This window comes from Izhakiella capsodis (assembly GCF_900115045.1).
Lineage (GTDB): Bacteria > Pseudomonadota > Gammaproteobacteria > Enterobacterales > Enterobacteriaceae > Izhakiella > Izhakiella capsodis.
This window is the reverse complement of sequence record NZ_FOVC01000002.1, coordinates 337,104-361,297: the sequence shown is the minus strand read 5'-3', so window position 1 is coordinate 361,297 and position 24,194 is coordinate 337,104. Positions and strand designations below refer to the sequence as shown.

24 protein-coding genes and 3 pseudogenes are annotated in these 24,194 nt (G+C 51.0%); 9 read left to right on the top strand and 18 right to left on the bottom strand.

What is annotated here, in order from left to right:
- Positions 1 to 14: 14 nt before the first annotated feature.
- The 4 genes from BM191_RS05035 to BM191_RS05020 are packed head-to-tail and all read right to left on the bottom strand — an operon-like array spanning position 15 to position 1,792.
- The gene (locus tag BM191_RS05035; RefSeq protein WP_092875772.1) at positions 15 to 380 is read right to left on the bottom strand and encodes a prepilin-type N-terminal cleavage/methylation domain-containing protein; all 366 of its coding nucleotides are present in this window, start codon (positions 378 to 380) and stop codon (positions 15 to 17) included.
- Complete coding sequence (locus BM191_RS05030) at positions 377 to 784, bottom strand: DUF2509 family protein (protein ID WP_092875770.1); 408 nt, start codon at positions 782 to 784, stop codon at positions 377 to 379. Before BM191_RS05030 ends, BM191_RS05035 begins: the two co-directional genes overlap by 4 nt.
- Complete coding sequence (locus BM191_RS05025) at positions 765 to 1,331, bottom strand: prepilin peptidase-dependent protein (protein WP_092875768.1); 567 nt, start codon at positions 1,329 to 1,331, stop codon at positions 765 to 767. The genes BM191_RS05030 and BM191_RS05025 overlap by 20 nt, the downstream gene beginning before the upstream one ends.
- The gene (locus BM191_RS05020) at positions 1,322 to 1,792 is read right to left on the bottom strand and encodes a prepilin-type N-terminal cleavage/methylation domain-containing protein (RefSeq protein WP_092875766.1); all 471 of its coding nucleotides are present in this window, start codon (positions 1,790 to 1,792) and stop codon (positions 1,322 to 1,324) included. The genes BM191_RS05025 and BM191_RS05020 overlap by 10 nt, the downstream gene beginning before the upstream one ends.
- A 285-nt stretch (positions 1,793 to 2,077) precedes the next feature.
- Between BM191_RS05020 and ddpX the strand changes: the two are divergent.
- Positions 2,078 to 2,628: pseudogene (gene ddpX, locus BM191_RS05015) on the top strand (D-alanyl-D-alanine dipeptidase); the annotation flags it as partial.
- Between the two features lie 19 nt (positions 2,629 to 2,647).
- Here ddpX and BM191_RS05010 read toward each other — a convergent pair.
- The gene (locus BM191_RS05010; RefSeq protein WP_092875764.1) at positions 2,648 to 3,094 is read right to left on the bottom strand and encodes a YaiI/YqxD family protein; all 447 of its coding nucleotides are present in this window, start codon (positions 3,092 to 3,094) and stop codon (positions 2,648 to 2,650) included.
- A 280-nt stretch (positions 3,095 to 3,374) separates the two neighbouring features.
- On the opposite strand from BM191_RS05010, the gene proC reads away from it, so the two are divergent.
- A complete protein-coding gene (gene proC / locus BM191_RS05005; RefSeq protein ID WP_092875762.1) occupies positions 3,375 to 4,184 on the top strand; it encodes a pyrroline-5-carboxylate reductase in 810 nt (269 codons plus the stop codon).
- A 143-nt stretch (positions 4,185 to 4,327) separates the two neighbouring features.
- Here the strand turns inward: proC and lpxO are convergent, their stop codons facing one another.
- A complete protein-coding gene (gene lpxO / locus BM191_RS05000; protein ID WP_092875760.1) occupies positions 4,328 to 5,239 on the bottom strand; it encodes a lipid A hydroxylase LpxO in 912 nt (303 codons plus the stop codon).
- Positions 5,240 to 5,440: 201 nt separating this feature from the next.
- Positions 5,441 to 5,746 (bottom strand): PsiF family protein, encoded by a 306-nt coding sequence (locus BM191_RS04995; RefSeq protein WP_092875758.1) that lies wholly within the window; start codon positions 5,744 to 5,746, stop codon positions 5,441 to 5,443.
- Between the two features lie 154 nt (positions 5,747 to 5,900).
- Here BM191_RS04995 and BM191_RS17495 point away from each other — a divergent pair, with 154 nt between their 5' ends.
- Positions 5,901 to 6,215 carry a beta-galactosidase domain 4-containing protein gene (locus BM191_RS17495; protein WP_407927858.1) on the top strand — a complete coding sequence of 105 codons (315 nt, stop codon included), beginning with the start codon at positions 5,901 to 5,903 and terminating at the stop codon, positions 6,213 to 6,215.
- Positions 6,184 to 6,875: pseudogene (locus tag BM191_RS17060) on the top strand (beta-galactosidase small subunit-related protein). The gene BM191_RS17495 and the pseudogene BM191_RS17060 overlap by 32 nt, the downstream one beginning before the upstream one ends.
- On the opposite strand, the gene BM191_RS04980 reads toward BM191_RS17060, so the two are convergent.
- From BM191_RS04980 to aroL, 4 genes are all read right to left on the bottom strand, one after another.
- Positions 6,841 to 8,040: a multidrug efflux MFS transporter gene (locus BM191_RS04980; RefSeq protein ID WP_092875752.1), complete on the bottom strand. Its 1,200-nt coding sequence runs from the start codon at positions 8,038 to 8,040 to the stop codon at positions 6,841 to 6,843. The pseudogene BM191_RS17060 and the gene BM191_RS04980 overlap by 35 nt on opposite strands.
- Positions 8,041 to 8,236: 196 nt before the next feature.
- Positions 8,237 to 8,359 (bottom strand): hypothetical protein, encoded by a 123-nt coding sequence (locus BM191_RS17375; protein ID WP_269017620.1) that lies wholly within the window; start codon positions 8,357 to 8,359, stop codon positions 8,237 to 8,239.
- Positions 8,359 to 8,550 carry a YaiA family protein gene (locus BM191_RS04975; protein WP_092875750.1) on the bottom strand — a complete coding sequence of 64 codons (192 nt, stop codon included), beginning with the start codon at positions 8,548 to 8,550 and terminating at the stop codon, positions 8,359 to 8,361. The genes BM191_RS17375 and BM191_RS04975 overlap by 1 nt, the downstream gene beginning before the upstream one ends.
- Before the next feature lie 142 nt (positions 8,551 to 8,692).
- Positions 8,693 to 9,214, bottom strand: coding sequence for a shikimate kinase AroL (gene aroL, locus BM191_RS04970; RefSeq protein ID WP_092875748.1), 522 nt, complete (start codon positions 9,212 to 9,214; stop codon positions 8,693 to 8,695).
- 286 nt (positions 9,215 to 9,500) lie between these two features.
- Between aroL and BM191_RS04965 the strand changes: the two genes are divergently transcribed.
- Positions 9,501 to 10,187 (top strand): DUF2076 domain-containing protein, encoded by a 687-nt coding sequence (locus BM191_RS04965; RefSeq protein WP_092875746.1) that lies wholly within the window; start codon positions 9,501 to 9,503, stop codon positions 10,185 to 10,187.
- 101 nt (positions 10,188 to 10,288) lie between these two features.
- Here BM191_RS04965 and thyA read toward each other — a convergent pair whose 3' ends face one another.
- The 4 genes from thyA to rppH all read right to left on the bottom strand — a co-directional run bounded on the left by thyA (position 10,289) and on the right by rppH (position 14,895).
- Positions 10,289 to 11,083, bottom strand: a complete 795-nt coding sequence (gene thyA / locus BM191_RS04960; protein WP_092875744.1) for a thymidylate synthase — start codon at positions 11,081 to 11,083, stop codon at positions 10,289 to 10,291.
- Positions 11,080 to 11,970, bottom strand: a complete 891-nt coding sequence (gene lgt / locus BM191_RS04955; protein WP_092875742.1) for a prolipoprotein diacylglyceryl transferase — start codon at positions 11,968 to 11,970, stop codon at positions 11,080 to 11,082. Before lgt ends, thyA begins: the two co-directional genes overlap by 4 nt.
- Positions 11,971 to 12,111: 141 nt before the next feature.
- Positions 12,112 to 14,358 (bottom strand): phosphoenolpyruvate--protein phosphotransferase, encoded by a 2,247-nt coding sequence (gene ptsP / locus BM191_RS04950; RefSeq protein WP_092875740.1) that lies wholly within the window; start codon positions 14,356 to 14,358, stop codon positions 12,112 to 12,114.
- A gap of 12 nt (positions 14,359 to 14,370) precedes the next feature.
- A complete protein-coding gene (gene rppH, locus BM191_RS04945) occupies positions 14,371 to 14,895 on the bottom strand; it encodes an RNA pyrophosphohydrolase (protein ID WP_092875738.1) in 525 nt (174 codons plus the stop codon).
- A 683-nt stretch (positions 14,896 to 15,578) separates the two neighbouring features.
- Between rppH and mutH the strand changes: the two genes are divergently transcribed.
- The 4 genes from mutH (at position 15,579) to BM191_RS04925 (ending at position 18,568) form a co-directional block, all read left to right on the top strand.
- The gene (gene mutH, locus BM191_RS04940) at positions 15,579 to 16,265 is read left to right on the top strand and encodes a DNA mismatch repair endonuclease MutH (protein ID WP_092875736.1); all 687 of its coding nucleotides are present in this window, start codon (positions 15,579 to 15,581) and stop codon (positions 16,263 to 16,265) included.
- A 62-nt stretch (positions 16,266 to 16,327) separates the two neighbouring features.
- On the top strand, positions 16,328 to 17,056 hold the full coding sequence (locus BM191_RS04935) for a TerC family protein (protein ID WP_092875734.1): 729 nt from the start codon (positions 16,328 to 16,330) through the stop codon (positions 17,054 to 17,056).
- A gap of 106 nt (positions 17,057 to 17,162) precedes the next feature.
- Positions 17,163 to 17,378: a YgdI/YgdR family lipoprotein gene (locus tag BM191_RS04930; RefSeq protein WP_092875732.1), complete on the top strand. Its 216-nt coding sequence runs from the start codon at positions 17,163 to 17,165 to the stop codon at positions 17,376 to 17,378.
- 149 nt (positions 17,379 to 17,527) lie between these two features.
- On the top strand, positions 17,528 to 18,568 hold the full coding sequence (locus BM191_RS04925; protein WP_092875730.1) for an NADP(H)-dependent aldo-keto reductase: 1,041 nt from the start codon (positions 17,528 to 17,530) through the stop codon (positions 18,566 to 18,568).
- 123 nt (positions 18,569 to 18,691) lie between these two features.
- Here BM191_RS04925 and lplT read toward each other — a convergent pair.
- The 3 genes and pseudogenes from lplT to BM191_RS04910 form a co-directional block, all read right to left on the bottom strand.
- Positions 18,692 to 19,896: pseudogene (gene lplT, locus BM191_RS04920) on the bottom strand (lysophospholipid transporter LplT).
- Entirely contained in the window at positions 19,896 to 22,058 is a 2,163-nt protein-coding gene (gene aas / locus BM191_RS04915; RefSeq protein WP_092875728.1) for a bifunctional acyl-ACP--phospholipid O-acyltransferase/long-chain-fatty-acid--ACP ligase, read from the bottom strand. Before aas ends, lplT begins: the two are co-directional and overlap by 1 nt.
- Positions 22,059 to 22,263: 205 nt before the next feature.
- Positions 22,264 to 23,979, bottom strand: a complete 1,716-nt coding sequence (locus tag BM191_RS04910) for a penicillin-binding transpeptidase domain-containing protein (RefSeq protein ID WP_092875726.1) — start codon at positions 23,977 to 23,979, stop codon at positions 22,264 to 22,266.
- Positions 23,980 to 24,194: the final 215 nt, after the last annotated feature.

The window sequence follows — 24,194 nt, the reverse complement described above, 5'->3', positions numbered from 1 at the left end:
ACATGCTTCTGCTTTTAACCCGAGTATATCGAGGGCAGGTCGGGCAGAGAAGCCTCCTTGGTATTTACTTTGCGCGCTGTTAGTTTGTCGCAAACCAGCTGATTGAGGTGAGTTTTTTTTTGCTGCCCGGGAAGCGAAGCCTCAATTAACTGACAACCTTGCGGTCCTGGGTGAAGTTGCAGATGAATATTGTACTCGCCAGCGGGCAACCCCTGTACCCCCTGACGCAGCGACTGCCAGCGCTCCCGCTGCTGCCATTGTCCCACGAATCCCTGACTGATCGCCTGCTGCCCATGTAGTAATGCGCAAAGGATGATATTCATTAATAGTAGCGCTAGCAGCATCTCCGGCAGGCTGAAACCATGCTGAGAATGACTCACGGCTGACAATCCTGCTCCAGGGGACAATAATCGATCCAGCCCCGCGAATGCGCGCGGAGCTCTCCCTGACGCAGCTCAACCCAACGCCAGACGCTGAGCGAACCCGTGCCACTGTCTCCCCGCATTACCCCTTCCTCACCTTCATCTTCCATTCGCAGGCAAGCGCGCCAGGAGAAGCGAGGATAGAACTGGCAATGCCAGCCGGCCGCTACCAGCCACGGACGGCGGAGCCCCCATGCCAGTGCCGAGCTGGCCGCCACCTGTTGACGTATAAAGCGCTGCTCGCCGGCAACGTTGAACCAACCGGAGGAAAGCTGTTGCAGATTACTTTGCATTACCAGTACCGCCGCCAGTGCCAGTATCATCACCATACCAAGGGCACTGCTACCCATTTGTCGTAACATCGCTATTCTCCCTGGCTACCCACCGTTCAACTCGGACGTCAAGCGCGGGCCATCGCAATGAGTGCATTCTGAAGCTGAACCTGAGTACTTCGCCTGTTGCTGCCAAATTAAACGCGGATATCCGCACATTGTGCGGATCGTTCATTTTTTCCCAGCCGCTGCCGTTACAGTCATTAACCCCGCGCTGCGTCTCCAGGTTTCCGTCTCGCAGTCGGTAGCCGTAATAGTCACTGTTGGGCGATGAAGGAGGTTCCCATCTGCCGTTGCTGTTTTCATCCCAACGTATCAGCAAGCATTGCGGTGTGTTGAGGAGCACTCCGGAGCCAACGCACCTACCATGACAATATCCCGCGCGACGAATAGCCTTTTCCAATGAAAAGGCGAGGTAGTAGCCTTCATCGTGCAGCTGTGCCAGCATGGCTTGTCGCAAATTATTGGTCGTCATTGACGATAAAAATCGCCCGGCAATCGGAAATAAAATAGCCAGCAGCAGCAAGGCAACCAGCATTTCAATCAGTGTAAAGCCGCGCTGATTTATCAGTCGCACGTTTTATCACCGACAGCACAGATCCGGATTCTCCCCCTGGAAGCCACGACTACACGTAGCGAACCGGCGGTGTTTTGCAGTACGAAGCTTCCTGGACGTGCCACGTCACGACGGCCATAAAAACCGACGCCCTCGGTTACCGTCAACAGGTGAACGCCTCTCCAGGGCGCGCAAAAACGCAAAATTTCGCTTGCATGGCTGGCTCTACTGCCTTGCAGGCACCAACTGGCTCCCTGGCACGTCCGTGTACACCGTTTAATGAGCCAGTCGCTATTTTGCCAGCTTGCGGTTGAGCGCAGGCGGAGCAGAAACTGCCGCAATTGACTGGCACTGTCCTGGAGATGCCACTGCTGCTGCCAACCTTGCCATCCTTGTACGGTGCCAGTCGCAATCAGGCTGGTTATCAGCATCACTATCATCATCTCCGGTAGGGTAAATCCGCCACAGCGTAATTTTTTCATGGCGTTATCATGACTGACTTACGGTGAAAAACCAGTCGCTGATAAAATTTTTACGCGCGCGAATCGAAAGAAAATGCGCTGTATTATGAGTTGCAAAAACAGGCGCGATCGGGGCCGAAAAATCGCCCGGATATTCGTCTTAACTAAAGCCGTAAAGAGAAATAAGGGTTAACGTAAGGATGAATGACTGAGCCGTTAAAAATGCCACGCTGTTGAGCATGGCTGATTTACTCGCATCAGCGGCCAAATAAGGTAAAAATCCGCAAATGAACACAGGAAAAACGCATGCCACTTCAAACTCAACTGGCCGATACCAGTCAACGCGTATCCGACGCCCGTATCAACTTGAAATATGCCAGCGACGATAATATTACTGGCAAGCCGATTTACCGCCATCCACGCGCCATGCTGCATGCAGACGCCGTAGAAAAACGCTTTCGGGACGCATAAATCGCCCGTCTCGCCGGCTTCACCCTGCTGATCTATGACGCTTATCGTCCAATGCAGGCACAAGCCCACCTCTGGCGCTTTTGCCCTGATCCAGGGTTTGTCGTTCCGGTTAACGTTGGTTCCAACCACAGCCGCGGTACAGTCGTTAATTTAACCTTGTTCGATGAGTCGGGCGCAATACTGGATATGGGGTCTGGTTATGATGATATGCGTGATATTTCGCATTCATATCACATCGATGTCCCGGTTCAGACTCAACGGAATCGTTTGTTGCTGAATGCGATTATGTTTGGTGCTGGCTTTGTGCGTATAGCTTACGAGTGGTGGCACTTTGAACTCGAAACGCCCGCAGCTATCCCCTGCTCGACGACCGTTTCGAGTGCTATCCCCTGACGTCCTGTAACATCAGCGTCGCTGACGAAGCCAATCGCCAAGCCCTGATGCAAACAGTTGTCGATCTCGCTGGCTCAGCGAGGCAGGGCCACCAGTCTGGATGCCACTGGCTCGCAGGGTGTCCATAAAATCACGCATCGTCAGGCGCTCCCTGATGGTGGCTTCGCTGTAGCGCTCACCTCGCGGGTTGAGCGCAACCGCACCTTTTTCAATAACTTCAGCGGCAAGCGGAATATCGGCGGTTATCACCAGATCACCTGACGCAACCCGGCGAACGATTTCATTATCTGCCACGTCAAAACCGGAGGCTACGCGCAGCGTCCGTAAAAAGCGCGACGCAGGCACCGTCAGCGGCTGATTGGCGACAAAGGTTACAACAACCTGCTCACGATCGGCTGCGCGATACAACACTTCTTTAATTACCTTAGGGCAGGCATCAGCATCAACCCAGATAAACATAGCATTTCCTTTAGTGCGTGCTGGTGAATCATCATGAAGTTTTTGTCGGGCTTTTGCAGAATGGCAAATTTAATCTGCCAATCTTAACCTCTGAAACTTTTTCCGATTGAAAATGAAGGCCGAGCCAAAGCATACCGGCATAATCCCGCCTTAGCCAGGCACCTGTGCGATAAGCCCATCCATGACGAAACGTTCTGCTACCAAGCTCAGCCAACACTGGCATCCAACACAGAATGACGTAAGCTGTCAGAGGATATTGCGAATCACAGAGAGCACCCTAATGGAAAAGAAAATCGGTTTTATTGGCTGCGGCAACATGTCAAAGGCGATCATTGCCGGCCTGGTAAACAGCGGATGCTTTGAGTCCAAAAATATTTTGGTGTTTGACCGTAAGGCGGCGACTAACCAGGAGATGCAGGAAAAGTTCGGCATCACACCGGGTAACAGCGCAAACCAGGTGGCAGCAGAGGCTGATATTCTGATAGGCGCGGTGAAACCTAATGTGATGCTGTCAGTAATCAGCGATCTGGCTTCCAGTATCAAGCCCGACGCGCTGTTTATTTCGATTGCAGCGGGAGTCACGATTGCGAGCCTGGCTTCTGTGCTGGGCGATGGGCAAAAAATAGTGCGGGCTATGCCGAATACACCCTCGCTGGTAGGTGAAGGTATGACCTCGATAACACCGAATGCACAGGTCAGCAAGGCTGAAATACAGCTGGTGCAGGAAATTTTCAACAGTTTTGGCAAAGCCGCCGTAGTACCAGAATATCAGATTCACGCCGTTGTAGCGGCCAGTGGTTCAGCGCCAGCTTACGTTTTTATTCTGATTGAAGCGATGGCCGACGCGGCCGTGCTTGGGGGCCTGCCACGTGCGCAAGCCTACCATTTCGCGGCACAGGCGGTGAAAGGTGCCGCTGAGATGGTACTGGAAAGCGGTAAACATCCGGCAGCACTTAAAGATATGGTCTGCTCTCCGGGCGGCACCACTATTGAGGCGGTGAGAAAGCTTGAAGATAAAGGCTTTCGCTCAGCGGTGATAGAGTCTATGCAGCATTGTATGGCGAGATCTGAAACCATGAGCCGTGATTAATACATGACGGCTGACCTTGAGGCGTAGCGTATTGAGCCTGATGGTGCGCTTATCGCTACGCCTCATCACGCTTTCAGCTACCCGCCTGTTTTTCTCTTTGCTATGAAGCCTGGCCATGACAGCTGTCTGCGCATAAAAAGGCCTTAAAGGAAAACGCTGGGAATGATAATTGAAGCAAAAATTGCTGTAATAATCGCGTGCTTTATCCAGTAATAAAGTGTCCGGTTGCGTTTTTTTAGCGTCTGTCCGGCATCGCGCGCAACATTAACATATTTGAATATGCGGTTAATCGCACCGGTGCGATCGTCCTCATTATTTGGCGAGCTGGCTGCGGCTAATAACGTTGCACCAATCCAATGGTTGACCGTCTGCGCCCAATGCCATTTCATTGGCCGCTCAAGATCACACATCAGAATTAGTCGCGACGCCCCGGTATCATTTTCTACCCAGTGTACAAAAGTCTCATCAAAGATGACGGCCTGACCATCACGCCAGCTGTAGCGCTGGCGATCAACCTCAATAAAGCAGCGATCATCGTTAGGTGTTTTCAGACCAAGATGCAAGCGAACCGAACCGGCATAGGGGTCCCGGTGCTTGCCGAGATGGCTTCCAGGTGGCAGCTCAGCAAACATTGCCGCCTTAATGAACGGCATCTGGCTGACCAGTTTGCTGGTGACTGGACACAGCTCCCGGGCGGAAGGATGCGTTTCGCCATACCATTTTAAATAGAAGCGCTTCCAGCCGCGCTTAAAAAACGTGTTAAAACCCGCATCGTCATTTTTGCTGGAGGCTTTAATATGATCCTGCAAATTTAATGCTTCTTCGCGTATCACTTGCCAGTTAGCAACCAGATCTTTTATCTGTGGGAATTCAGACTGGTCAAAATAAGGTTGTTTGCGTGGAAGACGGGAAAACGCCGTCATAAACATATTAATGGGTGCAAGAAAAGTTGAATGATCAAAGAGCTGGCGTGAGAGTTTCTGTTTTTCAATGCCGTGGGAATGCGCATAAATCACACTGATTATAAATATACCGATAATGATGGCAGCTACCATTAAACAAAATCCTTTATTTTGCACAGATTAATGATGCACGTTATTTGGCGATAGATGATCGATTAATGCATAAAGTGTAGTAGGAATTCACGCAGATAGATGAGGTGATTCGAACCAGTGGTGACTCAATAAGCTGAATAATATGCGAACAACATTAATCCATTAAAAATGTGGCCTGCACGAGGTGGCAGGCCATGAAAATTAACTTTTCTTAAGGCAGCTACTCATAAAGCTTTTACGCGCATCACCTTTAAGCGCTTTTTGTCCCGCTTCATTATTGCAGCTTTTCATCTTCATTTGCTGAGGCGTCATGCCAGCCATATTGCTGTCCTTTTTCAGGCAGCTGCTCATAAAGCTTTTACGGGCATCGCCTTTAAGAGATTGCGTTGACGCCATAGAATTACACTGCGTCATTTTTTTCTGCTGGGCGGATTTCTCGGCCGCACCAGCACTGCCGGCTACCATCATCGCGCACAGTGCGGTCATTGCCAGTATCTTCATTTTCATCACATGTTTTCCTGTCATTGAGATAAGCCCCATACAATTTCAGGACAGAATTGCTATTTTAGCAAGCCAACCGAATGAAAAATGGTGGAAGCGTTGTTATTGGCGACCGCTACCCCGTTCCAACGCTTAGTAATGGAGGGAAAACTGAGAATGGCTGCCATGCAGTAAATATCTGTTAAGACACAGCGACAACGACCGCCTGTGCTGGCAGATCGAGCATAACGGCATCCCACTCTCAAGCGGTAAAGCCGCTCAGGACATCGCGCCACGGCAAAGCGCTACCGTACGGCTGACGAAGCTACCAGAATTAAGCGATAAGCTGTGGTCGCAGGTCAGAATTATCCAACCAGAAGCGACGGCCTGGCCTGATGCTGGATTCATGCGCCGATCGATAGTGATATTGGAACCAGTGAAGCGTCCCATATCGATTCTGATGCCTGTGGGAGCGTTGGAAAGCGGCGGGATATAACGATCTTCGAAGTCAGCTGCTGCATTTCCACAGCGAAAAAATCAGCAGCGGCATAATGATTAACAGCACCCAGGCCAGGCAGTCTGCGGGCAAAACGCGTTTTCTTAGTCGTCAGCGCTGGTTTATTGATAGCCAGGGCGCTCTTACCGTTGAGGTTGACGTAGTTCGGTCCGGCAACCAGCCGCCACCGGCGCGTTCAGGAATGCGCTGCCAGCTAAGTATGGTTCCGCAGTCGGTCACTTGGCTGGGGGCCGGGCCGGAAGAAAACTATCTTGACCGCAAACTGGCTGCAGGTTTTTCACACTGACAACGTTCACTGGACTCGATGTATACGCCTAATGTGTTCCCGAGCGAAAATGGCCTGCGCTGTGATGTCCCGCTGCTCAGCCTTGGTGCAAAGCGTATTGAGGGTAATTTTCACTTTTCTGTTAGCCGTTTTAGCCTTGAGCAGCTGCGGGGAAGCAGTCATGTCACTTGCTCACTGAAGAGCCGGGGTGCTGGCTCCATCTCGATGGTTATCATAGGGGGATTGGCGGCAACGACTCATGGAGTCCGTCAGTTCATGAAGACTACTGCTTAACGCGCCGCGTAATCATTATCGTTTTACTATCAGGCAGCAGCAGGACTAGATTGGCTGGCGCTTACGGTAGCGCCAGCTAACCGTCAGTTGAATAAGGTTTATCAAGACCACCACTGCCGTCGCGAGAAATACCCAACGAAAGCCCCCCACGGCGGACACGGCTGAACCAATGAGCGGTCCAGCGACGTTACCGAGGTACATGAACGACTGGTTATAGCCAAACAGGCGACCGGTGACCTGATCATTGGAAAAACGCAGCAGCAGTGCCTGCACCGCTGGCATCATCGCGCCATCGGCGAAGCCCAGTAAAAAGCGCAAAGTGCCCAGCTGCCAGGTATTGTTAACCTGTGACATGGCGACAAACAGCACCACCGTCAATACCATCGCCGCAATAAGTATGCGCTGAGCACCAATTCTGTCGCCGACTTTCCCCAGCCCGGAAGCTGAAAGCAGTGCAGCAATGCCGGGTATGGCGGCAATCATGCCGCTGATAAAAGCAATATTTTCTACCCCGGGTGCCAGCTGGCGCACAAACAGCGTCAGTATCGGGCTGACAGAACCGTTACATAGCTGAATAACCAGAGTGCTGAAAAATAAGCTGAACATCAACATCGGGTTATTTAAGGAACGCAATACCGCACGCCCACTAAGCTTTTCACCTTTTTTAGCCGGAAGAAAATTGCTTTCTTTAATCAAAAATAGCGTTACGAAAAAGGTCACCAGCAGCAGCCCCGCCGTCAGCAGGAACACGGCTCGCAACCCTATCCAGTCTGCCACTAAGCCGCCCATCAGCGGTCCCATTATCACGCCGCATATCTGGCCTGTCGATACGGTACTTAACGCCCATGTACTACGCTCGCGTGGTACCTGGGCGGCAACCAGCGCCATCGCGTTAGGAATGTAGCCGGAGGTAAGTCCCATTAAAGCCCGCAGAGCAAACAACTGCCAGACGTTATTGACGAAAGCCTGTAGAAAAATGACTAATCCCATTCCTGATGCGGCGCGTAGCAACATCAATTTGCGCCCTTTACTGTCAGCCAGGCTTCCCCAAAGCGGTGAAACAATCGCTGAGATAATAAAGGTTACGCTGAAAATCAACCCTGACCACAAAGGTAGCGCCTGCTGATCGGTTACACCAAGCTGTTCAACATAGAGCGGTAAAAAGGGGATGATCTGACTGATAGACAAACCGGTAAAGAAACAGCCAAACCAGATGGAAATAAGATTAACTTTCCAGGATTCCATAGTAAGTGTGAGCAATAAGCTTCTGAAAAACTAGCAGGTGATCAAATCATACATTGAATAGCAATCATATGATTCGCAAAAGAAGGGTTCAGCTAAATCTCATTTCCATGTGACTTAATCATGCAAAACCCAGCATATGACGGCTAATTTTAAGATCGGACAGGCCCCAAATGGCGGATGCCGCGCCATAAACGACTCAGCGTTTCCTCAATGGCAGCATCTGCGCATCAATGCGCAGAAAAGCACCGGGAAGAATAAAACTCAGCCGTTCAGGCATACGAATAATGGACAATTTTACGGCATCCCAGCCAAATAACATCAACTCTTCTCGGCGGATTCGTAACGCACTTTGGCGTCCTCTGCCTCCCGCTCAGTTTCATGTTCACTAATTAAAGAGTCAGGTTTAGGGTGATCCGCTCGCAGCTCATACCAGGTTACCGTATTACCTGTCTGGCCCTTTTCAACGGTCATTACGCGCGCTTTGCGGGGGTAAGGGGGTTTGGCTGGCATATGTCTCTCCTGTAAATGGTGTTCATCTTCTTACAGCATGAAAGTAGTGATACTCAAAGGGTGCCAAACCTGAGTATAGACAATGACAGTCATGTTACGCTGAGGTGGGATTATCCTGACGGCGTGCTGCCGTCATCTTTCATCACCCACGCGCAGGTGACAACACATTCAATATTTGTTGTACAACCTGTTCTGGTGGATGGCTGGCATTAACCATATGATGCGCTGTTTGCTGGTACAGTGCGGCGCGCTCGACTAAGATCTGCTCAATCTCTTCGACGATAGAACGCCCGGTGAGGGTTGGACGCTGTGCATCATGCGGGAACGCCTGTAGTCGCGCGGCCAGTGTCCCCACTTCAGCATTAAGATAAACCACCGTTCCCTGCTGGCGCATGAAATCGCGATTTTGCTCCGACAGCACCATACCACCGCCGGTGGCGATGACCGTAGCAGGGGCACTTACCGCTCTCAGCGACTCGCTCTCACGCTGACGAAAGCCTTCCCATCCCGCAGCCGCGACGATCTCCGCGACGCTACGCTGCGTTACCTGCTGTAAATGATGGTCGGTATCAACAAAAGCATACCCCAGCGCCTGTGCCAGAGCCTGCCCTACCGTCGTCTTACCGCTACCGCGAGCACCGGTAAGATAAATGGATAAAGACATGATCGTGACTTCCTGAATTGCGATACGATGACGCAGTCACTGTCATCATTAAAGCGTCGCATGATACCGCTATTTATTACGCATCACCACCAGTAACGAAAATTTTACAAAATTTCTCAAGAAGATAAAAAAATCAATAAAAACAGAGCATAGAAAACGTTCAGCTAAGTTTACAACGTTAAAATAACATTCAAACGTTTACGTAACATTTACTTACGTGCCGACAATTTACTTTCTTCACGGCATACTGAAAATAAGATGATCAATGCCTGACCCGGAGGTTTATATGCAGAGCAATGAACAGCAGTTAATTGAAAGCCTTTTTACCCGCCTTAAACAAACGGCATCGCAGTCCGCACCGCGTGATGCCGCAGCAGAGCAGCTTATCCAACAGCAGGCGCAACAAGTCCCGGCGGCACCTTACTACATGGCTCAGGCGCTTATTATTCAGGAAGCCGCAATGAAGCAGCTCAACGGGCGCATTGCTGAGCTTGAAACGCAACTGAACCAGGCACGAGCACGGCCGCAGCAAAGTAGCGGCGGCTTTCTGTCCAGCCTGTTTGGCGGAGGTAATCGCCAGAGCACCTCATCTGCGCCACCTGCATGGTCAGGCCAGCAGCAGCCTGCTTATAATGCGCCACAACAGGCGGCACCGCGCGGAACGGGCTTTTTAGGTGGTGCGTTACAAACCGCCGCGGGCGTCGCTGGCGGGATGGTAGTAGCGAATATGCTTACCGACATGTTCCATAGCTCCCAACCGGAGGAGATCGTCAATATCATTAACGATCCTCCCTTGCCCCAGCAGGATTTCAACGCTGCGGATACCAGCTTCCTTGACCAGGGCCAGGGCGCAGACTGGCAGAATGCCGGTTATGATCCGGGTAACTTCAACGGGTTTACTAATGATACCGATAACGGTTTAGATAATGGATTCGATAACAGCAGCGATTTCGATGATAACAACTTCATCTGATCACCGTTAGTTCGCGTGACAAAACCCAGCGATTCAACGCTAAAATAGTAAACCCCGGTGCTAGTGGCCGGGGTTTTTATTATACGTTTAACCTGCTGGGTTCACACCGCAACCGGCGCTTTAATGGCCGGGTGAGGATCGTAGCCTTCAATCTCAAAGTCATCAAATTGATAATTGAACAGCGACGTCGGTTTACGCTTTATGCGTAGCTGTGGCAGTGCTCGTGGCTGACGGCTAAGCTGCAAGCGTGTTTGTTCCAGATGGTTGCTGTAAAGATGGGTATCACCACCGGTCCAGACGAAATCACCGACCTCAAGATCACACTGCTGCGCAACCATATGCACCAGCAGCGCATAGCTGGCAATATTAAATGGCAAGCCGAGGAAAATATCGCATGAGCGCTGATAGAGCTGGCATGAAAGCTTTCTGTTGGCAACATAAAACTGGAAGAATGCGTGGCAAGGTGCCAGCGCCATTTGATCCAATTCACCCACGTTCCACGCTGAAACAATAATGCGCCGGGAATCAGGGTCGCTGCGCAACTGCTCAATAACGTTGCTAAGCTGGTCGATGTGTCGCCCATCGGGGGCTCCCCAGCTGCGCCACTGTTTACCGTAAACCGGCCCCAGATCACCTTTTTCATCCGCCCACTCATCCCAGATGGAAACCTTGTTATCCTTGAGATAGCCGATGTTGGTATCGCCGCTCAGAAACCATAGCAGCTCGTGGATAATCGAACGCAGATGGCATTTTTTAGTCGTCACCAGCGGAAAACCATCGCGTAAGTTAAAACGCATCTGGTAACCGAATACCGAGAGGGTACCCGTACCGGTGCGATCGCTTTTTGCCGTTCCCTGCTCCAGCACATGCTGCATGAGTGTCAAATACTGTTTCATTTTTGTTCGCCGAGTGGCGCTCCCGGACGACGACGATAGGCCCAGACTAAAATGATCAGTCCGGCAAAAATCATCGGCAGAGAGAGGATTTGGCCCATGGAAATGTAGTTATCGATAAACAGGCCGAGCTGCTGGTCCGGTTGGCGGAAAAACTCAACGATAAAGCGGAAGCAACCGTAAAAGAATAAAAACAGACCGGAAACGCTGCCGACCGGACGCGGCTTACGAATAAATAAATTAAGGATAATAAACAGTACCACACCTTCCAGCGCCAGCTCGTAGAGCTGCGAAGGATGACGCGGCAACACGCCGTAAGTATCAGTGGCCATCAGTGCACGATACTGCGCATTATTGGCCGCCAGCACCAGGTCTTCGCTGCGCGAACCGGGAAACAGCATTGCCCACGGCAATTTAGGATCGACCCGGCCCCAAAGTTCACCATTGATAAAGTTGCCCAGTCGTCCGGCACCGAGGCCAAAAGGAATGAGCGGCGCAATAAAATCAGCCACCTGAAAAAACGTACGTTTAGTCCGACGGGCAAACCACAGCATTACGCAGATAACGCCGATTAGCCCACCGTGGAAAGACATGCCGCCATCCCAGACTTTGAAGAGGTAAAGTGGATTTTGGAAGAATAGTGGCAGATTATAAAACAGCACGTAGCCAATGCGTCCACCTAGAAATACGCCGAGGAACCCCGCATAGAGCAGATTTTCCACTTCTTCCTTTTTCCAGCCGCTACCGGGTTTGTTGGCACGGCGTCCGGCTAGCCACATAGCAAAAACAAACCCTACCAGGTACATCAAGCCGTACCAGTGAAGCGAAACAGGGCCGATAGAAAAAATTATCGGATCGAACTTTGGAAAGGCCAGATAACCGTTATTCATCTTTCACCATTATCGACGTCAGCCCAATTAACAGGCTACAACAGAGGTTGCCCGGCGATTGCCACCGGGTAAAGTAAACCGCCAAATGATAGCACAGGCGTCAGATTGCAAATGTAAACTTTGTAACCTGACGTAGCAGCATCAACGCCCGCCGCGAACCAGACCACCCAGCCCTTTATTTTCCATAAAAGCCGTTACCAGCTGACGAACTTCAGCAGTAAACTGAGCTTGTAATCCGCTTTGCGCCAGCTTTTCCGCTTCAAGAGCATCAATATGGCGCAGCAAGTATTTTACCCGTGGAACGTTGCGTCCATTCATACTCAGGTGGTGGTATCCCATTCCGACGAGCAGGACAACACTCATCGGATCGCCCGCCATTTCGCCACATAAGCAAAGTTCGATGTCGGCGCGTTTTGCCTCGTCAGCAATCATGTGCAAGGCACGCAGCAGCGAGGGGTGCAGGCTGTCATAGAGATTGGCTACGCGAGTGTTATTACGATCGACCGCCAGCAAATACTGCGTCAGATCGTTGGTGCCAACCGAGACGAAGTCGACGCGTTGGCGCAAATGTTGCAACATGAAAAGCATTGAGGGAACTTCAATCATCACGCCAATACGGGGCTTCGGGATGGCATAGCCGAGCATTTCCTCGACTTCCTGCCCTGCCCTGTCAATCAGACGGCGTGCCTCATCGATCTCATCAATGCTGGTAATCATCGGCAGTAAAATACTGAGATTATTGGTGGCGACATTCGCGTGAAGCATGGCACGCACCTGAATCAGAAAAATTTCCGGTTGATCGAGCGTCAGACGAATACCACGCCAGCCGAGGCAGGGATTTTCTTCACTGATAGGCATATAAGGCAGCTGCTTGTCCGCACCCACGTCAAGAGTGCGAAGTGTTACCGGCTTATCCAGAAACATCTGTAGCATGCCCTGATACTGCGCGACCTGCTCCTCTTCCGAAGGAAAGCCACTGTTAAGCATGAAGGGAATTTCAGTACGATACAGGCCGATGCCATCGACCCAGTTGCCGATCGACTGCTCGTGTTCGGCGCTAAGGCCAGCATTGAGCATAACCTTCACTGACTCACCGCTTTTCAGCTTGCCGGGCAGCTCAACCACACCTTCAGCCATTTTACTCAGCTCGTTTTCCTGGCTGATTAAACGCTGATACTCGTGGAGTAGCACCGGTTCCGGGTCAATCAATACCTCGCCCCGGTAACCATCAACAATCAGCACGCGACCTTTGAGCTGAGCAGGCTGAATATCAGCGCCCATCACCGTTGGTATCCCCATCGCCCTTACCAGGATAGCCGCGTGAGAATTAGATGCCCCATCGCGCACCACAACCCCGGCCAGACGCTCGTGCGGCAGCTCAGCGAGAGTGGTCGCTGTCAGCTCATCGGCTACCAGAATAAATCTTTCCGGCCAGCCATGAGCGTCCGGCATCAAATCGTTGAGATGAAAGAGCAGGCGTTGCCCCAGTACCCGAAGATCCCCTGCGCGTTCGCGCAAGTAACTATCCTGCAAGCTGGCAAACTGTGCGGCGAATTTCTCAATAACTTTCTTCACCGCCCATTCAGCCACCGACCCCTGGTCAACCTCGCCGAAGAGATCGTTTTTAAGTCGGGCATCACTCAGCAGGTGAGAGTAAAGGTCAAAAATGGCGGCGCTTTCCTGCTGTACGCTCGCGCTGAATCTTTTACTGAAACGCCTGAATTCGCTGGTGGCTTCAGCAATTGCCAGAGAAAGCCGCTCGCGCTCGCGCTGAACATCCAGCGTAGAAGCGGCCAATACGCTCTCCAGCGAAGGCTGAATGCTATCTACCCATCCCTCAGCAACAGCCACGCCGGGGGCTGCCGCCAGCGCTTTAATACGCGTTTGCCGATACTGACCAAACAGCGAAGCAAGCTGGGACTGTGAAAGAATGGCAGCCATTTGGGTCGCCAGCGTGACCAGAAATGACTCTTCGCTTTCATCAAACTGGCGATGCTCACGCTGCTGCACCACCAGCACCCCTATCAGCTGGCGACGGCTAATAATGGGTACCCCGAGAAACGAACGAAACTGCTCTTCTTTTACCGAAGGAATAAATTTAAAGCTGGGATGTTTTTGCACGTCCGCGAGATTTATGGGTTCTGCCAGGCGTCCAACCAAACCGACGACACCTTCGTCAAACGCGAGAGCAACAGTGCGCCCCTTGGGCTTTTTCAGCCCCCTGGTCGCCATCAGGTAATAGCAGCGACGTTCGTGATCCGCCAGATAGACGGAACAAACCTCAGTGTCCATGGCGAAGCAGATTTCATTCACTAAAATCTCCAGCGCCTCATTCAAGCGCGACACTGCTGCCACTTTTTCAACAATTTCGCGCAACTGAGTGAGCATGATGTGCTTGGCTTATCCCCTCTTGCGTCGATTTATGGACTGTCTCGGTGGCTGGCTATTCTGCAAAGGCATAACGGCACCGGCAAACTCTTTCATCACCCGACGATAAACATCGCGCTTGAATGACACCACCTGGCGAACCGGATACCAGAAGCTGACCCAGCGCCAGCCGTCAAACTCCGGCGTACTACTGCTCTGCATATTGATCTCTGCATCATTGCACATCAACTGAAGAAGAAACCACTTCTGCTTTTGGCCAATACAGACCGGCTTTGTATCCCAACGCACCAAACGTTTTGGCAGTTTGTATCGTAACCAGTTACGGGTAGACGCCAGCACCCGCACATCCTTGCGGTGCAAACCCACTTCCTCAAACAGCTCCCGGTACATAGCCTGCTCGGCACTTTCACCAGGATTAATGCCTCCCTGAGGAAATTGCCAGGAGTGCTGACCATAGCGTCTGGCCCATAACACTTGTCCCTGCCGATTACAGATAACAATACCAACATTCGGGCGGTAGCCATCACCATCGATCACAGGACTACCTCAAACTAAGATCTGGATACACTGATTGTTTCACACTCCTAAGGGACGGTAAACTACTGCTTGCAGCAGTGTGATTCAGCTGACTTTTGGATAACTCATATTTAAACCTAACTTATAAACAATCGTCTCAGCATAAAAGCACGGTTATACACTTTTTCTGTGTATATCTTTGTGAAGAACTCACTTAAGTCATGGGAAAACTTTCATATTTCGCGGAAAGCCACTGACCTTATTAAGTTTTATCGCATTGAATTTATTGAATAAATAAAATATAAAGCTTAAATTATTACTTTGCAAAAACGTCGTAAATGTTAAGCCTTAGCGCAACTGGTGAAGGATCGAACGCTGGCTTTTTTATCCACAGAGCGACACTGATAAACGCGCAGAACCTGGCTAAATTCAGTAAAAAAAGTCGTCGTCAACCCTGTAAATCGAACCAGTATTGCTCGCGCCTGTGGGTTATCCCATTTTTCTGTGGATAACTTGGTGTAAGATCCTGTTCATTGCCGGTGACTATCAGCAGCCAGGCCCAGGAGCGCATAAAGCCTCTCGCTCTGAAATAATAAAAAAATGCTATATTTCATGTAATTATTTATACCTGGCCTGCAATTTTTTCTGTGAGTAATTTTCCACTGAGTTAATTGCCTATTTTTCAACCTATCACAAGGCATGACATGACTGGCGATATGACTCTTTTCCCGCCACCGAAAAGTGAACAGGCGCTGCTTGAAAGAGCACAGGCGTTAGCCGGTTGCAGCATGGAAGAGCTGGCAACGCGGGCAGGCATTGCTATTCCGCGGGATCTACGCCGCGATAAAGGCTGGGTTGGTATGCTACTTGAGCTATGGCTGGGTGCTTGTGCCGGTAGTAAAGCGGAGCCTGATTTTGCTGATCTCGGCGTTGAGCTAAAAACCATTCCCATCGATGGCCAGGGTCGCCCGTTGGAAACCACGTTCGTCTGCGTTGCGCCGCTTACCGGCAACACTGGCGTAGTCTGGCAAACCAGTCATGTACGCCATAAACTCAGCCGGGTACTCTGGATGCCAGTTGAAGGCGATCGCGCTATTCCCCTGGCACAAAGGCGCATTGGTTCACCAATACTGTGGAGCCCGACTCCGGAAGAAGAACAGCTGTTGCAAAGAGACTGGGAAGAACTCATGGATTTTATCGTATTGGGTCAGATCGAACGTATAACTGCCCGTCATGGAGAGGTACTACAGCTACGACCTAAAGCTGCTAACAGTAAAGCCCTTACCAAAGCCATTGGTGAACATGGACAGCCGATTATGACGCTGCCGCGAGGCTTCTATTTAAAAAAAACCTTCACCGCTCCGCTGCTTGCTCGTCATTTTTTATTGTGAACATCGGCGGCAATGTTGCGTATAATCTCCGTTTAACTTTCATTTAGGGATCCATAACCCGCATGTTTGATTGGATTGCCGATCCTAATGCCTGGATGGCCTTAGGTACCCTGATCATTCTGGAGATCGTTCTCGGAATCGATAACATTATTTTTCTCTCGCTAGTGGTAGCTAAATTGCCAAAAAGGCAGCAAAACGGCGCTCGCCGCCTCGGTCTGCTGGCAGCGATGCTTATGCGACTAGGTCTGCTTGCATCAATTGCCTGGGTCGTTCACCTGACGACCCCACTGTTCAGTCTTTGGCAGCACTCTTTTTCGGCTCGTGACCTGATTTTACTGGCAGGTGGCCTGTTTCTTCTCTGGAAGTCGAGCGCAGAAATTCATGAAACCCTTGAAGGCAGCGCTGAAAGCGGACGAAAAACCAATGTGCACTCTTTTGCTGGCGCTATCGTGCAGATAATGTTGCTGGATATCATTTTTAGTCTCGATTCAGTGATTACAGCGGTTGGCTTATCCGACCATCTGATCATCATGATGGCGGCGGTGGTCATTGCCGTGCTGATGATGATGTTCGCTGCGAGGGCTATCGGCGAATTTGTTGATGCCCATCCGTCGGTCAAAATGCTGGCTCTGGCGTTTTTGATCCTGGTCGGTTTTACGCTGATACTGGAGAGCTTTTCAATTCATATATCGAAAGGCTATATCTATTTTGCCATGTTTTTCTCTATGGCCGTTGAAAGCCTGAATCTGCTACGTAATAAAAAAGATCGGCATAATGAAAAAGGTCAATAGCCATTTTTGAATTATGAAAATTTCAGACTGTTACTATTAATACGCAGGCCTTGATCGGCGATGCTACACTAATTTTTAAATTGTGTGCATTTAGTGGGAGAGTAACATGAAGTGGATCGTCCCCGGCTTAATAGCGACCTGTGCGCTATTTCTGAGTGCCTGTAGCAGCAATTATGTTATGACGACCAAAGACGGACAGATGATCATGACCAATGGTAAGCCATTGATTGACAGAGAAACGGGTCTTGTCAGTTACCGGGATGAAAGTGGCCATGAAAAGCAAATTAACGGCGATGAAGTCTCCTCTATGGTAGAGCGCTAACCGATTACGCGGTGTCACAACGCGGGTAAAATAATAGGCTGCCCGCTAACTTTCAATGACTTCCCTCTTCACCGATAAGCGATGGGAAGCTATAGTCAGATTCCTGACTACATTTGTCTAAATCGCCTGAGAAGAAAAGGAAGACGGCAATGCACTACCACCGCATCCCCCATAGCACCCTGGAAATCAGCACGTTGGGTCTGGGCACTATGACGTTTGGTGAGCAAAACAGTGAAGCCGACGCCCATGCACAATTAGACTACGCCCTTGAGCGCGGTATCAACCTTATCGACACCGCAGAAATGTATCCCGTCCCGCCATGGCCGCAGACTCAGGGTCGCACTGAACAATACATAGGTAGCTGGCTGAAAGCACGCGGCAACCGTGAAAAGCTGATCATCGCCTCCAAGGTCGCTGGCCCGGCACGTGGCAGTGATGCTTCAATTCGCCAGTGCCAATCGCTGGATCGTAAGAATATCCGCGAAGCGCTGGATGCCAGTCTCAAGCGTCTTAATACCGACTACATCGATCTCTATCAGCTACATTGGCCGCAGCGTCAGACTAACTATTTCGGCAAACTGAACTATCAGTACAGCGATAACAGCGAGCCAGTCACTCTGCTTGACACTCTTGTGGCGCTGAACGAACAAGTTCGTGCCGGTAAAATTCGTTATATCGGTGTTTCAAATGAAACGCCCTGGGGCGTCATGCGCTATTTGCAGCTGGCTGAAAAACATGATCTGCCGCGCATTGTTACCATCCAGAATCCTTATAGCCTGCTTAACCGCAGCTTTGAAGTCGGACTGGCCGAAATCAGTCATCATGAGGGCGTGGAGCTGCTGGCCTATTCGAGCCTGGCATTTGGCGTACTGAGCGGCAAATATCTTAATGGCGCCCAACCAGCCAGTGCACGTAATACCCTGTTTAGCCGTTTTACCCGCTACAGCGGTGAGCAGGCACAGGAGGCTACCGCAGAGTACGTCGCGCTGGCACGCCAGTATCATCTGGATCCCTCTCAGATGGCGCTGGCGTTCGTACGGCAGCAGCCGTTCGTTTGCAGCACCTTATTGGGTGCCACCACGCTGGAACAATTGAAAATTAATATCGACAGCTTTGATCTGACGCTGAGTGAAGAGCTCCTTGAAAGGCTTGAGGCAATCCACCGCCGCTACACCTTCCCCGCGCCTTGACTTAACAGAAGCAAAACCCTACGGCAGCGTAAAAAATCGCTTGCCAGTGCACAGAGCAGGCAAGCGAAAGCGCTACAGACCCAACGGCGCATACAACTCATTACAACGCTGGTATCACCGCGTTTAAAGGTGCGCAGACTGGCGCCGCCGCCACAGCCATAGACTACCCACTGTCAGCGTAAACAGCATACCGAAGCTGATGCCAGTGGCAACCGGCGGCACGCCCAGTTTAATCGCCAGCGAATAAAGCCCCAGCATCATCAGCATGGCGGTATTTTCACCCAGATTTTGCACGGCAATAGCATTACCCGCACCGACTTCATCTCTGCCTACTCCCTGTAATAGCGCATTAAGCGGCACAACGAAAAATCCACCTGAGATACCAATGATTAGCAGCAGCAGCCAGGCACCACAGGCCGTGGTTTGCAACGCAAAAATGCTTACCGCTACACCGATTAATATCCCTACAGGCATACATCCGGCAACGGTTCTCAGCGTAATCAGGCGCGCGGCTAACCAGGCCCCGGGAAGAATACCGATTGCGACCAGCGCATTCAGCAGGGTTGGCGTTTTGTTATCGCTGATGCCAAGCGCAACCGGCACCCAGAGAATCAGCAGAAAACGCAGGGTAACGCCAGCTCCCCAGAACATGCTGGTGTTAATCAGTGAGAAGCGACTCTGCCCATCCTGCCAAAGAACCTTGCAGGCATGAAAAAACTGCGCTGACATCGCCCAAGCCGCCATAAACAAGCCGGACGCGCAGCAAGCAGTCTGGGGATTAGGGTATTAGCTGCCAGGGCCATCCCGTAAGCGACGATACAAACCACCAGCGCGTTCAACACATTAATATCCGCCAGCGCACCTCCGGTGACAGATCCCAATAAAATCGCAGCAATGGTGGATGCCTCCATTAAACCATTCGCTTTCACCAGCAGCTCATCGCGTGTCAGTTCGTTCAGTATACCGTATTTGGCCGGTGAATATGCCGCTGCGCCAACGCCCACCAGGCAGTAGCCGAGAAACGGATTTGCACCATAGAAGATGATGAGTGCGCCAAAAAACTTCAGATTATTGGAGAGCATCATCCCCCGTCCTTTGCTAAAGCTGTCAGCAATTTGGCCGACAAAGGGGGCGAGCAGAATATAAGTGGCAACAAAAACGATCTGTAAAATGGGCTGGCTCCAGTCCGGCCAGAACTGCTGTTTTAGCAGTGCCAGGATGGCAAAAAGCAGCACATTATCACCGAATGCCGACATAAATTGCGCTATCATTACCGCCATCATCGGTCTGGAGGCCAATGAGATTTTAGCGTAATCGAAATCAGACATTAGCCTCCTCTCGCTTCTCCTGTGGTGTCTGCCATTGCCTTCAAAGTGATGAAATCAGGTTTACCGCTGCCTAGCTGCGGCAGCTGCTTGATATAGCGGATATCTCGCGGGATTGCCAACTCTGGCATCCCGCACTCTTTAGCGGCGCGTTGCAGCGCCTCACGACTGAGATTGGCGTCAGTGGTAAACAACACCAGTGCCTCACCGCGATAAGCATCTGACTTAACCGTAGCGGCGTGCTGTGTTTCGGCAGACGCTCTCAATGCCATCTGCTCGACAAGGTCGAGTGAAACCATCTCACCGGCAATTTTTGCAAAGCGCTTCACCCGCCCCTGGATCTGACAGAAGCCCTGGTCGTCAAAACAGACGATATCGCCAGTGTCATACCAGCCAGGCTCCATCTCTCCTTCGCCATTATTTGCCGCCGGGATTTCAAGAAAGCCTGGGCGCTCATAACGCAAATAGCCGTTCATAATATTAGGGCCGCGCAACTGCAAGCGGCCGCCCTCTTCAATGCCTGGCACTGAAATCAAGCGTGAATCCATCGCCGGTAGTATGCGCCCGACGGTGCCATTGCGTGCCGCCATTGGCACGTTAATCGCGACAACCGGTGCGCATTCGGTCACGCCATAGCCTTCCAGAACGCGAATACCAAACTTCTCAAACCAGATATTGCGGGTGGCATCCTGTAATTTTTCCGCACCGGCCACCACATAGCGCAAGCGGGCAAAATCATAAGGCTGAGCAAAACGCGCGTAGTGACCAAGAAAGGTTGAGGTGCCAAAAAGCACCGTGCAGTTACGATCATAGACCAGCTGGGGCACGATGCGATAATGCAGAGGACTGGGATAAAGAAAAGCTTGCGCGCCCGTCATCAGCGGGATGAACAAGCCAACGGTCAGGCCAAACGCATGAAATAAAGGCAGCGCAGACATAAAGCGATCACGCGGGGTGAAATCCGCAACCGTGCGGATCTGCTCAACGTTAGCCAGTAAGCTTTTATGGGAATGTACTACGCCCTTAGGCTTACCCTCCGAACCGGAAGTGAATAACACTATAGCGGCATCTTCAGCCTTTTGGGGCAGTTGGGCCATACGCGGAAATAGCAAACGGCTTATAATCCACAGCTTATCAGCAGTGGTAACGGTATCACGGAGATCTTCCAGATAAACCCAACGCACCTGATTGAGCGCCTCCGGCAGGTGCCAGAGTTTACCTTTGTCCAGGAACTGGCGTGAGGTGAATACCGTGCGCACCGCTGAGGCCATCAAGGCCGCCTCAAGACCATTAACACCAGCGCTATAATTTAGCATTGCCGGAACGCGACCACGCATAGTGGCACCAATAATAACCGCGGCGGTAACGTTAGCATTAGGCAGCAAGAGGCCAATGTACTCGCCCTGACGGGTATAGCGTTCGAGAATACGTCCCACCCCGAGTGATTTCTTCAGCAGGCTGCGATAGCTGTCCGGTTTTAAATTGATATCTTCAAGGCAGGGCTTAGTGCGCCCATAGCGGATACCGGCCGCGAGAAAGGCTTCAAACAGAGTTTCTCGCGGACGCACTGCCATACGCGCCTCCATCATAATATGATGCAGATGCTCACCCGCTAGTCGTCGACGATCACGAGCACGCGGCGCATCGGGCATAGGTATGCTCGTGGGAGGCAAAATACTCAGGGTAATACGGGGAAAAAGGCGGCATTTGAAAACGCCAGCCAGGCGACCAAAATAGGTGAATTCAGCCCCTTCTATACGCAAAGGTACCACTGTTGCCTGAGATTTAGCCGCCAGAAAGCCCGCTCCCTCATAAATCTTCATCAACGAGCCGGTCACCGTGATGCGCCCTTCAGGAAAAATAACAACCGGACGCCCCTCCCCTACTAACCGTACCAGATGTTTAATCGACATCGGGCGGGTAGGATCGAGAGGAACGAAATCGATTATCGACTTCAACCAGTTGATGTACCACTTTTCGCTGATGCTTGAGTAGATAGCAAATACCGGTTTAATGGGTAAAAATAGCGCCAGCAAAATGCCGTCAAGGAAGGAGACATGATTGGGGGTAATCAGCAATTTTTCCCGTTTGAGTACCGAGAGATCGCCGTGCAGGCTTACGCGAAACAGTATGCGCAACAGAGCGCGCAGTAGATTAATAAGCATGCCTAATCCTATAGCGAACAATAAATTGCTACAGGATGCATGTTGCAGCAACCATTAGCAATATGCGATTACCGCCCGGTCGTTTTTATGCTTTATTTTGCGCACGGGGCTCATAAGCCAGTGTAAAGATGACAGGAGATAACCACGAAGTTTAGAAGTCAAAAGGACGCAAGAAACGCGCCCTCAGACAAAAATAATACAAGCGTCAGCTGTGACCAAACAGAGCATCCGGTGGTACGTTCATATGTTTAAGTACCGGGCCCATGATTTTACCAAAAACCGGCGCCGCTACTGAGCCGCCATAGTGCTTCCCTGCGGTGGGATGATTGATCATAACCACCAACGCCACCTGCGGATTGCTGGCGGGTGCAACCCCGGCAGTGTAGTTGATATAGCCGCCATCATATTTGCCGTTCTTACCAATTTTCATTGCCGTTCCGGTTTTAATCGCCAGCCGATAGCCTGGCACTGCCGCCAGCTCGCCGCTGCCGCCCGGTAGTGCGTCACTTTCCATCATATGGATTACCTCACGAACCGTAGCAGCATCTGCCACCCTTGTCCCCAGCACGGGTGGTGTCACTTTCGTGATTGAAAGCGGACGATAGATGCCATAAGAACCAATAGTGGCGTATTCGCGAGCGAGCTGTAGTGGTGTAACGCGGAATCCATAGCCAAAAGCGAACGTTGCACGTTCAATATCCACCCAACGCTTACGATTAGCCGGGAAATAGCCGGTGCTTTCACCCGTCAGGCCTAATCCGGTTGGCTTGCCCAGGCCAAAGCTCTGATAGGTCTTCACTAATGCATCCGCCGGCATGGCCAGCGCAATATGTGAAACGCCAATATCACTCGATTTTTGTAATATGCCGGTTATCGACAGACGTGGCCAGTTGCCAACATCACGAATGAGATGGCCGTTGACACGATAAGGCGTGGTATCCAGTACTGAATCCGGCTGTATAAGGTGACGCTCCAGTCCTTCGATTATTACTAATGGTTTAACCGTTGATCCCGGCTCAAAGCTGTCGTTTATCGCCACGTTGTTCATCTGCGAAGGTGCCACATTGGCAAAATTATTCGGATTGAACGAAGGATAAGACGCCATACCGAGAACTTCACCGGTATCAATTTTTATCAGCACCGCTGCACCCGAATCGGCTTTATTCAGCAGCACGCCGTCGCGCAGGGCGCTGTAAAGCGTGTACTGATCGAACTTATCAATGCTGAGCTGCACTGTCGGTGGCTGTTCCGGCGGCTCGTAATTTATCATTGAGATGATATTACCTCGGCCATCCTGCCGGTACTGCTCCATGCCCGGGGTGCCACACAGCAGCTTATTGTAGCTACGCTCAAGCCCGGTCAATCCCTTGTTACTCGCACCGACAATACCGATTAACGGTGCCGACGCGTTACTCATCGGATAAAAACGGCTGTCATCATAAACCGAACCGATACCTGGCAAATGCAAGCTGCTAATGTCTTTGGCAATACCCAGCTCGATTTTATGACCCAGATAAAGAAAGCGCCGGTTCGGATCGGCACTTATCTGTTGTGCTATTGCGCTCGGGCGCTCTCCCAGCGCATTAGCCAGATATGTCCATTTAGGATCGGTAAAGTCAGGATGAGATTTCATCACTCGCAGCGGATCGGCGATGATATCGCGCGAAGGGACGCTGAGCGCCAGGGGAGCGCCGTTGCGGTCCACCAGCGTGCCACGATTAGTCGGCAACACTACGGTACGCATCGAACGTTCATTGGCTTGCTTTACCAGCATCGGTTGATTAATCAACTGTAAGTCCGCGACCCGTAACATCAAAACGACCATGCACAGCAAAACGCAGAGGCAAATCAGACGAAAACGCATGGGACGAAACGGAGATTTAGCCAATTTCTTAGTAAGAGTTTTTTTTAATCTGGGCATAGCTCTATCAGGATATTTAGCGGTTAATCTGCGGGGAGTTATACAAAAAACAGACTGATGTTAACAGCGAAACTGTGTATCAGTTCGTGAGAGAAATGGCAGAAAAAAAAACCTGCGCATCCGCGCAGGTTGGTGTAACACGTGTTGATGTTCACCTATCAATACCTCTGGGATCTAAAATGTAGCAACCAGACCACAGAGTCTTCTACCGATGA